This is a genomic window from Pontibacillus sp. ABV4_188 (assembly GCF_056311905.1).
The window spans coordinates 2,269,738-2,282,911 of sequence record NZ_CM149975.1; the positions used below are offsets into that span (position 1 = coordinate 2,269,738).

Here is a 13,174-nt window from a genome sequence, read left to right on the forward strand (position 1 = left end):
AATAAAAAAATTGAGGACAAAACCAATATGGCTAAGGTCCTCAATTATTTCATAACATTATTCAGGAAGAGAAAATGTAGACACGCGCTTCATATGGATACAGTTTTAATTCTGTATCACTTGGATCCCTATCACTTTTATAATTACGAAGCACAAGAGAACCATGACTTACGGACATAGGAGATTGAAATTCTACTTCAGATTCTGTAAGGTTTGCAATTACAAAAGCTTTCTTCTGCCCTAATGTTCTTGTATAAGCATAAACCCTTGCGTCATCAGCATTTACCAAATCATACGTTCCATACGTAAACACATCATATTGTTTCTTCAACTGAATCATCGTCTTATAGTAGTGTAAGATTGAATTTTGGTCATGCTGTTGGGATTCTACATTAATCGTGTCGTGGTTGGGATTAACCTTCATCCAAGGAGTAGCATTCGTAAACCCAGCATGTTCGTCTTGACTCCATTGCATTGGTGTACGGCTATTGTCTCTTGAAGTACTCCATAATACATCCATGACTTCATTATGTGTGTACCCTTCTTCAATCATGTTGTGATACGTATTCTTAGCAGCAACGTCATCAAAATCTCCAATTGAAGGAAATTTAAAGTTTGTCATCCCTATTTCTTGCCCTTGATAGATAAACGGCGTGCCCTGCATGAAGAAATACATAGTCGCAAGAGATGTAGCGCTCTCGCGCCAATACTTTCCATCATCCCCCCATGTTGAAACGCTTCTCGCTTTGTCATGGTTCTCAATGAAGAGAGCATTCCACCCATCTCCTTCAAGCCCTTTCTGCCAACGCGTCAGAGCATCTTTCAAGGCTAATACATCTAGCTTTTGATCCGCATTCTGGTCCCAAAGGTCTAAGTGTTCAAACTGAAAGACCATGTCCATCTTTCCTTCATCACCAACCCAAAGGTGCGCTTCATCTGCACTTACACCATTGGCTTCACCGACGGTCATAACGTCATAGTTTCCATAAGTTTTATCTTTAAATTCTTGCAGAAACTCGTGAATGCCTTCCTGATTCATGTGCATATCAAAAGAGGATACATACTTCTCTTGCTTAGGGTTAGGAAGATCCGGAAAACCTGGGCGCTTCTTTATATGACTAATTGCATCAATACGGAAGCCATCGATCCCTTTATCAAGCCACCAGTTCACTGTGTCGTACAAAACTTCTCTAACTTCTTCATTCTCCCAGTTCAGATCAGGCTGTTTCCTAGAGAATAAGTGCATATAATATTGACCAGTTTCTTCATCGTACTCCCATGCTGATCCTCCAAAAATGCTTTCCCAGTTATTTGGCTCTTCTCCGTTTTGAGGGTCTCTCCATATATACCAGTCTCGTTTTGGATTCTCTAGAGAAGACTTCGATTCTAAAAACCAAGGGTGTTCATCACTCGTATGGTTTAAAACAAGATCAATTATAAGCTTCATCCCACGTTTATGTACTTCATGTAAAAGCTCATCGAAATCTTCCATTGTACCAAACTCTTCTAATATATCTTGGTAGTCTGATATATCATAGCCATTATCATCTTTAGGTGATTTGTACATGGGACAAATCCAAATAAAATCGATACCCAACTCTTCCAAGTAATCAAGTCGACTAATCATCCCCTGTAAGTCACCAATACCATCGCCATTCGAATCCTGAAAGCTTCGGGGGTACACTTGATATCCAACAGCTTCTTTCCACCATACTCTTTCCATCATTAATCCCTCATTTCTTTAACCGATTGTATACGTAATCTCCAAGCCATAATGATCAGAAACAACAGAAGTCGTCTTCCCATCAAATACAACTTCAGATTTCTGTACATTCACATGTTGATTACAAAAGATGTGATCGATCTTGATCCCTTCTTTGTTTTGATCCCAACCAGCAATTTTCCCTTCAATTGTCTTTTCACCAACTTGTTCAAGAGCTACATTATGTGTATCCATCCAACCTTTTCTTAGGATATAATCATACCCTTCCTCACGACTGTGATCAGAAGCGTTGAAATCACCCAGAAGGAAAGATAGTCCTTCAGTATTTATATGATTCATAAGTACATCCACTTGAGAGTCATAAGGTTCATCTTCATCTCCCCACCAACCTAAGTGGCAAGAGTAGAGGTTTACAGGCACCTCATTCATTACACACTTCGCAGATACAATCTTTCGTGATTTCCAATAGTCTACTGAGCTAGACTTTGTTACATAAAATGATTCTGATGCTTGTATAGGATGCCTTACAAGAAGGGCAAGCCCTTCTTCATAGACATCATATCCATAATGGGAAACATCCCAGACTAACTCATAATCTGCGCTACCTAGCTCATTCAATTCTTGTTGTATTAAATAACCATAGTTATCATCTCTGATATGGTCATACACACAATGAGCCTCTTTATGCTGACTTACTTCCTGTAACGCGACGGCATCATAGCGACTGTTATGAATTCTTTCTGCAACTTGTTTAATTTTAGTCATTTGATTGTCTTCTTGCCATGCATGTACGTTCAACGTCAGTAGTTTCATCTATTAAGCTCCTAATTTTGTTTGAATCTCAGATTTTAGAACATCTGCTTTAGGGCCATAAATTGCTTGAACACCTCTATCTTTCACAACAAGCCCCATAGCTCCGTTACGCTTCCACTCATCTTCTTTAGCTACTTTCTCTAAATCATTCACTGTTACACGTAAGCGTGTCATACAAGCATCTACTTCGTAAATGTTTTCCTTACCACCTAGTAATGCAATAACTTGACCGGATTGAGAATGATCTTCTCCGTTCTCACTTATAGAAGAATCTGCTGTAGAGTCTCCTTCTCCACCATCATCAATGTAATTCCCTTTACGCCCAGGAGTTGGTAATTTCATTTTTTTAATCATAACATTTGCAATGGAAAAGTTCAGTCCAAAGAATACAAGGCTTGTTACGACAAAGTTAATTAGATCTCGCCCAATCCCTGCATTAATCATAAGAGGTGTACGAGTAATTAATTCAACCATGCCAAATGCATGAATACGTAAATCTACTAAGTCTACAACAGCAAAAGCTAAACCTGTCATGATCGCGTACACAACATATAATAAAGGTGCAGCAAACATAAACATAAATTCAATTGGTTCCGTTACCCCTGTTAGGAAGACCGCAAGTCCAGCTGAAAGGAATACCGATTTATACTTGCTCTTCTTGTCTTCGTCAACGTTTTTGTACATAGCAAGGGCGATACCAATTAAAGCCGCTGTTGATGTCACCACCTGACCTGCCTTAAAACGAGCAGGTGTAACGTTCTCTTCCAATTCATTGTAAGCTTCCATATTCCCTTGAGACATATAGTTGTAAAGATCGGTTGCCCACGCCAACCATAGCGGATCCTGACCAGCTACTGCTTGCCCAATATTCTTTCCAGTTTGAATAATATACGTTCCACCTAGTTCCGTGTAATTAATTGGAACAGTTAACATATGGTGAAGACCAAACGGAAGCATGAGTCGTTCCATCGCCCCATATACAAATGGAGCTAAGATTGGTGCAGAATCACGAGATGTTGCAATCCACTCACCAAAGTTGTTAAGAACGGTTTGAACAGGAGGCCAAATTAGCGCCAATGCTAGTGATACAAATACTGAACCTACCATTACAACAAACGGTACAAAACGTTTTCCGTTAAAGAAACCTAACGCATCTGGTAATTTGTCAAAAGCATAATACTTATTAAAAAGACTAGCTCCTAAGAAGCCTGAAATGATTCCGACAAATACCCCCATATTTAAGGCTGGTGCACCTAAGACATTAATAAAATAATCCCCGACAGGCATTTCTGTACCTAAAAATGATGTTACGGTTTGCTCGCCTTCAATCAACATGCCCGAGTTCACACCAAATATGGCGCCTGTAATTCTGTTAATAAAGATAAAGGCAAGAAGCGCAGCAAAAGCTCCCCCTGCACGTTCTTTAGCCCAAGATCCACCAATAGCTACAGCGAATAAAATATGGAGGTTACCAATAATGGACCAACCGATATCTTCCATAATTCGCGCAAACGCTTGCATAAATGCAAGATCATCTACGACCATATCAAGTGCTTTTCCTAACGAGATCATAATACCAGCTGCTGGCATTACTGCTACTACAACCATTAATGCTTTGCCAAATTTTTGCCAAAAATCAAATGAAAAGATCGGCAATTGCTTAATTTTAGACATGTTCCCACTCCCCTTATCTCAAATATCTGGAATCGTTTTCACAATTATGTAAAAAATGAAAACGTTTTGTGCAAACGTTTTCGCAACTTATGAATCAAATAGTACCGTAAAATCTTCCATTTAGCAATACCAATCGTATATTTTATGAAAATATTTTATCATATTTTTGTAAGTAATAGATGAGACGATCTAAATCGTGAGACTCTACACCTTTTTCAATATCTTCCAATAGCATATGAACCACTTTCTCAAGCAACTGATAAACCGTTAAGATAGCTCTCCATAGGCGTATATCCACATTCATATCAGCAAGACTCACCTCATATCCGCGATCCTTCATTGATTCTTCTATTATAAGGAGGTTTTCTTTCCATTGAATATGTTCCTGCTGTGTTAAATATCCGTTTTCAATTAATAACTTTATTAAACTAGGAGAATCTTTATATATACGCATCAATAGTTTTGACAATATGGGAAGTCGTTCATATATCTCTTTGAAACTAAGAAAACCTTGCGTGAAGACATTCAGCAGCCTTTTAAGTAATCCTAAGTGAAACCCTTCTTCTCTATAGTCCACTACCACCCTAAATATACCTTCAACAACCGTTGCATCAAGACCCGTCACTTCTTCCCAAAGTGCGTCAAACCCCTCCTTTTCATATAACACGCTATACGAAAAAAGAGTATTCCTTAATTCACGAAAAAATGATGGGGGGATGTTTTCTACAACACTGCGTACACGATTCTCACGTACATTTTGGACGATTTTTTCGTGACCAGTCTCTAAAAAGCCCGGAACTTGGTGAAAGGCAAACAACAGATCTCCTGACAGGCTAACTTTGTATATATCGCAATTTTTCAAGTCATATCTTTGACTGGCTACCTGTTTTAGCTGCTCAATTGGGAGTGCGTAAATCTTAGAAAAAGGTAGTAATGGTTGAAGGAACGTTTCTTCAATTGAATGCTGAAATCCCTTGTCAATTGCCGCCATTTGGTAAAAGCTTGGCTTCGCATCATTAAAGGTGTATACAGCTTCAAATGGTTTTTCAATAAGATGAAGTGTTTGAGCTAAGTTACCACCTAAAGAGAAACCCATTCCAATTTTTCTTAATGGAACGTTCGTTTTTAGTTGGATATATTCTGTAAGAAGTTCATCAAATGCTTTTGCCGAACGATATTGCGATATTCCTTGTCCTACAAAAATCCCTAGCAAGTTATAAACCCAGTCTTTTGGCCTCCAGTCTGATACCTCTACATGCTCACTACCGCGAAAGATGGTGTACATCTCGTTTACTCCATTATGTGGATTGTAGAAGTGAATCACCGTTCCATCAAACCCCGTATCTTGTTCAGATGTAGTAAAAGAAGAGGGGTAGATCGTTATGTCGAATTCCCTTTCTGACAAAGCGCATTGATCCTTCAGCCACTCTTCAAAAACTTTAGGAGATGTCCCATTATATTCAGTATTTACGACCTTTGCTCGGATTAAATCATCATTTAGAATGAATCTTTTCACCCTCATCCCCCTCCTACTCTTTCTGTATTAAGTGTAGCAAAAAAATGAAAGAAAAACGTCCGCAAATAGAATGATATTTCACCTAGAAACGTATAGAAAAAAGGGTGAAATCATTAGCGATTTCACCCTTTCCATAAACAATCTATGCAGATTTTTGTTCATTTACTTCTTCTGTTTCCACTTGATTTCCCATTAGTTTATCGACCACAATTGAAATCGCTCCGTCACCAGTAACATTTGTAGCTGTACCGAAGCTATCTTGTGTTAAATAAAGAGCAATCATTAAAGAAAGCATTGCATCATTGAACCCAAGCATGGATTGAAGGAGTCCAATTGCAGACATAACTGCTCCGCCTGGCACACCAGGTGCTGCAATCATCGTAAGTCCTAGTGCAAGGATGAACGGGAATACTTCCACGAAAGTTACTTCCATTCCATTCAAAAACATAACGGCCATTGCAGCACTTACGATTGTAATGGTACTACCAGAGAGATGAATGTTTGCACATAGCGGAACAACGAAATCGGCAATCTTATCTTTCACATTATTTTTCTTCGTTTGACGAAGCGTAACAGGGATCGTCGAAGCCGATGATTGTGTTCCAAGTGCTGTGAAATATGCTGGAACCATATTTTTAATGGATGTAAAGATATTTTTCTTTGACATTGCTGAAGCGGTTGTATATTGCAATGTAAGCATTACTAAATGTAAGACAATAATAATAGCAAATACCTTGATAAACGTTGACATAATCGTAGCAACTTGACCACCGTAAGTCATGTTGGCAAATATGCCAAAAATGTGTATAGGTAATAAAGGAATAATAACGTACTGAATAACTTTTTCAATAATGCTTCTTAGATCTTCAAATCCTTTTTGAAGTGCGTTCCCATTAATAGAAGCAAGACCAATACCAATTACAAAAGCTAGGATCAACGCTGTCATAACACTCATAACAGGTGGCATTTCAACTTGGAAAAACCCTTCAAGTAGAAATTCTTCAGGATTTTCAAAGTTTCCTCCTAAGCTTCCCACAGTTAATATGTTAGGAAACACTGTACTTCCAACCATAAATGCTAACAGTCCAGCAAGCACCGTTGAACCATAGGCAACACTTGCTGTTAAGCCTACAAGCTTACCTGCACCCTTCCCTAATTCACCTATTCCTGGTGCGATAAATGCTAAAATAATAAGCGGAATAATGAAGTTAAGAAAGTTCCCAAACAAGCCATTAAAAGTAGCAAACAGTTCAATTCCCCATTGAGGAAGTACTAACCCACTAATGATACCTAGTGCAATTCCGATTAAGAGTCGTGGTAATAATCCTATTTTCATGTTTTGTCCTCCTCAGGTGAACACGTGTTTTCTGTTGATGGATACAAGTATAGACCCTTGCCCCCCGTTTGTTAAGGAAAAAACATAAATTCGGAATATTCAGTTTATATAGCGATTTCAATTCAAATGTATCATCTAACAAATCCCCACATATATACAGCATGATTTCATGAAGCACCGCTAATACTATCCTTAATAACGTTTGTTAGGAGGAATCGTATGCTTTCATCACAAGAGCAACAAACCTTTCGTCACAAATTGATGAAACAAAAGGAAGAGCTAGAAACTCACCTAGAACACAACGATCATTACGATCTTGAATCAGAAGCAGATCAAGAATCCGTTTCTGAACTATCCAATTATGATAACCATCCAGGAGATACGGCTACGTTTCTATATGAACGAGAGAAAGATATTGCCTTAAATGAGCACGCAGAACAAGAATTAAAAGATATAAACCATGCCCTTGAAAGAATGGACAAGGGTGAGTATGGTCAGTGTGAATCTTGCGGAAAAGACATCCCAAAGGACCGCCTGCAGGCTTTACCCACCACTACGTTTTGTATTGAACATAGTCCAAACCAACATGAGCATGAAGAACGTCCTGTAGAAGAAGAAATTCTTCAACCTGGCTTTAGAAGACACTCAGACGAAGCAGCCGGTTCGAACTTTTATGACTCAGAAGACTCATGGCAAGATGTAGCACGTTATGGAACTTCAGAAACACCATCTGACTTTTCAGGCCAGGATATATCAGATTATGATGACACGTACATTAATTCAGATGAACCTGTTAGCTATGTTGAAGATTACGAAAACTTCACGGGCAATGATCTATACGGGAAAAACGTCACAGTTTACCCGAATGAGGCACATGAAGAGTACGAAGAAGACTTGGATGAAGATGGTATGATGTCGATAATGGGTGATATCCCCTACCATGAAGGAGACAGCTACGTCGATGAAGACTGAAAAAGCCTTGCCATAGGGCAAGGCTTTTACTCTTTATTCTTAACCTGATCTTCTGTGTCATGGTCTGTATCCTCTAGTGGATCTATATCGATAGCAGGTGTGTTATTGTTCATGTAATACTGGGATAAATTCTCCCCTTCCATACCTCTATCCTCTTGTTCTTCACCGTTAAATGCCTTGCTCAACTTACTATTTGCAGTAAATGCTTCAGACATTTGGTGGTCTTCATGTCGTTTCTTATTACTCATATGTTTTACCCTCCTGTTGTGTATTCCTTCTATTACACGTTTCCCAGGATGGGGCTATCTTAATCATTTAAATCTTAGGCTTTGTTAAAGTTTGCTGTTGTTATTCTTTAAAACAAGCTTGTTCAAGAATAGAGAAGGATTGTTGAAGACTCGAAACTGAGAGAATTCGTCATGTATGTGGCCGTTACGCTTTTAAGTGCTAGGGCAGGCTCGGGGACAACTCGCTTTCCTGCGGGGAGCTGGGAAGCCTCCTCAATCGCTACGCGCTTTCCGGGGTCTCCCCTAGATTTAAAGTGTAGGGGTGGTGCTTAGGACCGTACGGATAAGTCAGCTTTTTGGAAAAGGCGATTAGCCTTTGGAAAAAAGATGACTTATCTCGCTAGGTCCTCCACTCCGGAACTGGATAAGCTCCTTACCCCGCGGGAGTCTCGCAGTCCCCGATCCTGCCCTAACGTCTATTGGGTGAACGGCCACTCATCATGATTGCATTAAAGCCCCCACCTACCATATTCGGCTCGCTCCCGTCTCTCCCCATTCGGCAAAGGTGGGCCTGGAAATTGCGAGACTCCTGCGGGAGAAAGAGCTAGACGAGATCCCACAGAGAGCGAAGCGAACGAGGAAGCTCGACAGCTCACCCGCGGAAAGCGAGTGATTTCCAGGCCCGCCTTACGCTCCATAAAAGTTGACGGGAGCTTTTCTCTATTCACAGCAAGACGGGGGCCTCTTGAATTCAACCGCATAAGGGGGCTTATATGGAACAAAATCAATAATAAGCGTTAACAAAGTCGAATCTTAAGGAGGTTTGTAATGGAGTTCGAACTACAAACTCATGAAAGCGCTTATCCAAACCAAATTACAGTCGATCCTGATAATGGACGATATATGCTTCGTTCAGCGGATACCAGCGGAGAAATTTTTAATTCAGCTTACGAGCTTCTTAATTGGATCCAACACAACTGGGACAAAGATACATTTGTAAACCCGGAGAAATATGAGCAGATGATTGAAGCCATTCGGTCTAAAACTGATGAATGATATATTACCGAATGTGAAAACTAATGATTAGGAAGGGAGGAAAGATTGATGACAAAACGTAAAGTATCAAGAGATGCAGCCTTAAAGAACAATTCAACTCCTACTGAGAGCATGGCTAATGTAGAACTTACGGATGAGACAAAAAGTCAAGAAGATATGCAACGTGGAGCGAACCGTAATTCGAAGCATGGCATGCAAGGTGAACATAAAAAATAAGAGGATCCCTCCTCTTATTTTTTATTATTAAGAATTTGATTTTTTGGTTTTAAAGACATCTCTGAATAGCCATTCTCTATCAATTTCTTCTGAAACCGTTTTAAAGATAACTTTGACTACGGAATAGAGTGGTATAGCGATAAGCATACCAATAAACCCATATAGTGCAGATGCAACAATAAGCAATAAAATGATTGTAATCGGATGGATGTTTAATCGCTTACCTAATACAAGAGGAGCTACCAAGTTTCCTTCTAACTGTTGGACAATGATAAGGGCAATAATTACATATAGAGCCATAGCTGGATCTTGTGTTAAAGCAACGATAACTGCTGGAATCACACCAATAATTGGTCCAAAGAATGGAACAACAGCTGTTAGAGAAACAAAAATACCTAATATTAGAGCATAATCTAGTCCAAGAATGAGGTAACCTATATACATTAACACCCCGTCAACAAGTGCAACGATTACCTGACCTGTAATATAAGCTGACACCGTTTCACTAATCCTTCTAAGAACATCTTTCCCTTTTGAATTATGACGATCTGGTATGAACTGTAGCAGATAAGGAATAAATTTATGATCGTCTTTTAAGAAATAGAATAAGATAAACGGCACAATAACTAGAACAGTTGTAGCCCCTGTAATAGCTGATACAACTTGCATCACGTTATCACCTAATGATTGCAGGACCTCAGAGGCTCCACTACTTACCTTCTGTCTCAAGTTCTGTACAGACACCATTCCCATGTCATTCTTCTCAATTGTTTTCTGAGCTTCTTCAGCTGACTTTTTTAATTTCTCTGGCAGTTTAGAGCTAATATTTTTCACTTGTTCCTGAATTGTACCCGCTAAAAAATAGACAGCCGCATAAATGATCGTAATAATGGAAAGAAACACAGTAAGTATGGCTGTTGTTTTATTCATTATTTTTGTTTTGGTTAATTTCGACACAATCGGCCTTAAAATATAAAATAAGAATCCAGCAATTAATATAGGATAAAAGAGCGTTTTAAGAATGGTTTTTATAGGACCGAAGAAACCTAATAACTCAAGGATATAAAGACCAATAAGAACAATGACAGTTCCAGTTGCATATTTAAAGAATGGATGTTTAAGCCACATATAATTCCTCCTTCTAAGGGGATTCAAACCCCCATTGTCGCAAAATTTGTAGAAATTTTTGTTGTTTAATTTTGTTTAAATGACGGTATAAACTACTAAATGATTCAGATGCATAGTTGAATAGTTTCCCTTGCTTTTGTTTGTTTTCCAATCAAAAAGGAGGAGATTCAATATGAAAATCAAAGCCGCTAGCTGGAGAATGTTAACCCCTCAAGATAAATTATCGATTCTTAAGGCCATTAGCCAACGTCAAATGGTTGCTAAGAGCGCTTAGAAACTACTAAAGCTTCGGTCTAACTTTTGTTTTACCTAAATAGCTTCTTTAAAAACCTAAAGATTCAAATCTGCATAAGTTTTTTTCTTCCATAAAAAAACAGGTGACTCTTATCACCTGTTACACTTGAGAATATGTTCCTCTATTGATAGACTAGCACAGCCATTCTAAAAAGGATTTGATCAAGTGGACCTTTACTATTTCTAGTGTCAAATAAGACAGCGTGACAGTTCTAACATATCGATACAAATCTTCTATTTCTTCTCCTACATTTCCTTAAATAATAAAATTCACTTCAGCCATTCTACTCAATATAGATACGAATTTAATTCAGAATAATCACTTGGCGCCAATCTCACGGAGACGCTAATTCCTCCTGAATCACGCCAGATACTGCTATCTTATTGAGCGCGGAAATCACCAGAGCTTGTGCGAACTTCGATACGCTGATCTCCGCTCCCTCTTTGCCCTTTAACCTCATGTTCAGCTTTTCGTTCATAGTCGATTCCGTCTAGATTAACTCGTTCCTCACCTGAACTTGATTTATAATCAATAATAAAGGAGTGAGGTACTTGCGCAAACTGGAGGTAAACATCACCGCTCGACGTTTTAATATCCAAATCACCAGTTAGCATTAATTCACTAAGATCAATTGTACCTGATGATGAATCACCCATTATTTGTACCACTTCCATCGTTTCCCCTACTATATCCCCACTGCTCGTATCAGTTAGGAAGCGATTAGTATAGACATCATTTAACCGAATAGTTCCACTGGATGAACGAGTGTTGAGTTCTTCCGTAATCTTGATCTTCTCTAGCTCCATGTCACCTGAACTAGTCTTTATACTTATATTATTAGAATGTTGATCATTCACACTAACGTCACCCGAAGAAGATGAAAGAGTTAATCCTTCATAAAGCTTTTGGGGCATACGTACTGTAAGCTTTAAGTCCGTCTGAATGAACCCAAACTGAAAACCTAGAATATCCTTTTGGCGAAGCTTTACAGAAAGTTCATCCCCCTTTTTGGTAGTGCTTAACTCATAATCCTCCCATACACCTTTACTCGCCTTACCGCCCCATTGTACGTATATCGTATCGTCCTGACTTTGTACAATGTCAATGTCCGCGGATGAAGTATCAACACTAAGGTGCTTGATTGAAGATCCCTTTACTTTCTTTTCTTCAAATACATCTACGACCTCCTGACTGAAGGCCCCAGTAACTTGAAGAGATACAAGAGTCCCTAAGATACCCATAACAAAAACTAAACTCACCCATTTTATAAATACCTTCATGCCGCATTCTCTCCCTTTACAATTCTTATATTAAATTGAATATAAGAAAGTGTTAGTTTATAAAGCCATTTTCCAACTATAAATAATCCGGAACTCATCAATAAACCACCACTACCTAGCGTTATAGAAATAAACAAGTTAACGAAGAATGGCTCAACAGTTCCTATGAACATACTGCCGATAAAGAGGAAAGGTGTTATTGCCAGACCGATCGCCATAGAACACAACCCTATATAAAGACCAATTACACCTATTACAGGACCGAGGACTAGAATTAAATTTAAGAAGCTCACGCTCATGGTAGCGAATATAGCTTGTAAAATATGTTTAACTGACTTCTCAGATTGTGCTCGTTCAAGCCTATACTGAGCTAATAAGTCTTTGCCAATTCTCTTTGGGTCACCCAACTGATTCGCTAGCTCCTCTTCGGAATGACCTTTCATAATTCCAGTGTCAAAATGTTCTTCATAATCATATAGAAGCTCTTTTCGAACATCACTAGGAAGTTTGCTCAATTGTACTTCCAACTTGTTCATAAACTGTTCTTTATTCAATTTTATTCTCCTCCTCAATTAATTCTGTCACAGCACTAGTGAACATGTTCCAATCTTGGATGAGTGTTTCTTTGTAAGTTTTTCCTTTAGCAGTAATGGAGTAATATTTTCTAGATGGTCCTTCAGTAGATGCGGCAAAGTACGTAGTTAAATACTCTTCTTTGGTGAGGCGTCGTAGCAAGGGGGTAAAGAGTACCTTCTGCGATTTGAATCTTAGTAGAAATATTTTGAGCAAGTTCGTAACCATATTGGTCTTTAGACGCAATCATAACGAGCACACATAATTCTAGTGCTCCTTTCTTAAATTGAACATTCACTTATCCACCTCCTATTTTACATAGTTCAGTACTAAATAATATTCACTAGCAAGGAAAAAGTTTCCTA

General features: G+C 38.7%; 12 protein-coding genes and 1 pseudogene. 3 read left to right on the forward strand and 10 right to left on the reverse strand.

The window, feature by feature from the left end; all coding sequences use genetic code 11:
• Positions 1-61: 61 nt before the first annotated feature.
• From ACYX4O_RS11660 to ACYX4O_RS11680, 5 genes are all read right to left on the reverse strand, one after another.
• Positions 62-1,723: a glycoside hydrolase family 13 protein gene (locus ACYX4O_RS11660; protein ID WP_476351066.1), complete on the reverse strand. Its 1,662-nt coding sequence runs from the start codon at positions 1,721-1,723 to the stop codon at positions 62-64.
• A gap of 18 nt (positions 1,724-1,741) precedes the next feature.
• Entirely contained in the window at positions 1,742-2,536 is a 795-nt protein-coding gene (locus ACYX4O_RS11665; RefSeq protein ID WP_476351068.1) for an endonuclease/exonuclease/phosphatase family protein, read from the reverse strand.
• 3 nt (positions 2,537-2,539) lie between these two features.
• A complete protein-coding gene (locus ACYX4O_RS11670; RefSeq protein WP_476357105.1) occupies positions 2,540-4,192 on the reverse strand; it encodes a PTS transporter subunit IIBC in 1,653 nt (550 codons plus the stop codon).
• 160 nt (positions 4,193-4,352) lie between these two features.
• Positions 4,353-5,726, reverse strand: coding sequence for a DUF6792 domain-containing protein (locus ACYX4O_RS11675; protein WP_476351070.1), 1,374 nt, complete (start codon positions 5,724-5,726; stop codon positions 4,353-4,355).
• Positions 5,727-5,868: 142 nt separating this feature from the next.
• Positions 5,869-7,062, reverse strand: coding sequence for a dicarboxylate/amino acid:cation symporter (locus tag ACYX4O_RS11680; protein ID WP_476351072.1), 1,194 nt, complete (start codon positions 7,060-7,062; stop codon positions 5,869-5,871).
• Between the two features lie 219 nt (positions 7,063-7,281).
• On the opposite strand from ACYX4O_RS11680, the gene ACYX4O_RS11685 reads away from it, so the two are divergent.
• Positions 7,282-8,034, forward strand: coding sequence for a TraR/DksA C4-type zinc finger protein (locus ACYX4O_RS11685; protein WP_476351074.1), 753 nt, complete (start codon positions 7,282-7,284; stop codon positions 8,032-8,034).
• Positions 8,035-8,060: 26 nt separating this feature from the next.
• Here ACYX4O_RS11685 and ACYX4O_RS11690 read toward each other — a convergent pair whose 3' ends face one another.
• The gene (locus ACYX4O_RS11690) at positions 8,061-8,282 is read right to left on the reverse strand and encodes a hypothetical protein (RefSeq protein WP_476351076.1); all 222 of its coding nucleotides are present in this window, start codon (positions 8,280-8,282) and stop codon (positions 8,061-8,063) included.
• Positions 8,283-9,089: 807 nt separating this feature from the next.
• Between ACYX4O_RS11690 and ACYX4O_RS11695 the strand changes: the two genes are divergently transcribed.
• The gene (locus ACYX4O_RS11695) at positions 9,090-9,317 is read left to right on the forward strand and encodes a hypothetical protein (RefSeq protein ID WP_476351078.1); all 228 of its coding nucleotides are present in this window, start codon (positions 9,090-9,092) and stop codon (positions 9,315-9,317) included.
• A 48-nt stretch (positions 9,318-9,365) separates the two neighbouring features.
• Positions 9,366-9,533 (forward strand): hypothetical protein, encoded by a 168-nt coding sequence (locus ACYX4O_RS11700; protein ID WP_476351080.1) that lies wholly within the window; start codon positions 9,366-9,368, stop codon positions 9,531-9,533.
• A 27-nt stretch (positions 9,534-9,560) separates the two neighbouring features.
• Here the strand turns inward: ACYX4O_RS11700 and ACYX4O_RS11705 are convergent, their stop codons facing one another.
• The 4 genes and pseudogenes from ACYX4O_RS11705 to ACYX4O_RS11720 form a co-directional block, all read right to left on the reverse strand.
• Entirely contained in the window at positions 9,561-10,661 is a 1,101-nt protein-coding gene (locus ACYX4O_RS11705; RefSeq protein ID WP_476351082.1) for an AI-2E family transporter, read from the reverse strand.
• Positions 10,662-11,336: 675 nt separating this feature from the next.
• A complete protein-coding gene (locus ACYX4O_RS11710; RefSeq protein ID WP_476351084.1) occupies positions 11,337-12,236 on the reverse strand; it encodes a DUF4097 family beta strand repeat-containing protein in 900 nt (299 codons plus the stop codon).
• Positions 12,233-12,790: an HAAS signaling domain-containing protein gene (locus tag ACYX4O_RS11715; RefSeq protein ID WP_476351086.1), complete on the reverse strand. Its 558-nt coding sequence runs from the start codon at positions 12,788-12,790 to the stop codon at positions 12,233-12,235. The genes ACYX4O_RS11710 and ACYX4O_RS11715 overlap by 4 nt, the downstream gene beginning before the upstream one ends.
• Positions 12,783-13,107 (reverse strand): annotated as a pseudogene (locus ACYX4O_RS11720) (PadR family transcriptional regulator). Before ACYX4O_RS11720 ends, ACYX4O_RS11715 begins: the two are co-directional and overlap by 8 nt.
• Between the last annotated feature and the right edge of the window lie 67 nt (positions 13,108-13,174).

Excerpts from the sequence above, each read along its gene's own strand:
- ACYX4O_RS11665 (WP_476351068.1), bottom strand. The coding sequence starts at position 2,536 with ATGAAACTACTGACGTTGAACGTACATGCATGGCAAGAAGACAATCAA.
- ACYX4O_RS11690 (WP_476351076.1), bottom strand. The coding sequence starts at position 8,282 with ATGAGTAATAAGAAACGACATGAAGACCACCAAATGTCTGAAGCATTT.
- ACYX4O_RS11680 (WP_476351072.1), bottom strand. The coding sequence starts at position 7,062 with ATGAAAATAGGATTATTACCACGACTCTTAATCGGAATTGCACTAGGT.
- ACYX4O_RS11685 (WP_476351074.1), top strand. The coding sequence starts at position 7,282 with ATGCTTTCATCACAAGAGCAACAAACCTTTCGTCACAAATTGATGAAA.
- ACYX4O_RS11695 (WP_476351078.1), top strand. The coding sequence starts at position 9,090 with ATGGAGTTCGAACTACAAACTCATGAAAGCGCTTATCCAAACCAAATT.
- ACYX4O_RS11700 (WP_476351080.1), top strand. The coding sequence starts at position 9,366 with ATGACAAAACGTAAAGTATCAAGAGATGCAGCCTTAAAGAACAATTCA.
- ACYX4O_RS11710 (WP_476351084.1), bottom strand. The coding sequence starts at position 12,236 with ATGAAGGTATTTATAAAATGGGTGAGTTTAGTTTTTGTTATGGGTATC.
- ACYX4O_RS11660 (WP_476351066.1), bottom strand. The coding sequence starts at position 1,723 with ATGGAAAGAGTATGGTGGAAAGAAGCTGTTGGATATCAAGTGTACCCC.
- ACYX4O_RS11705 (WP_476351082.1), bottom strand. The coding sequence starts at position 10,661 with ATGTGGCTTAAACATCCATTCTTTAAATATGCAACTGGAACTGTCATT.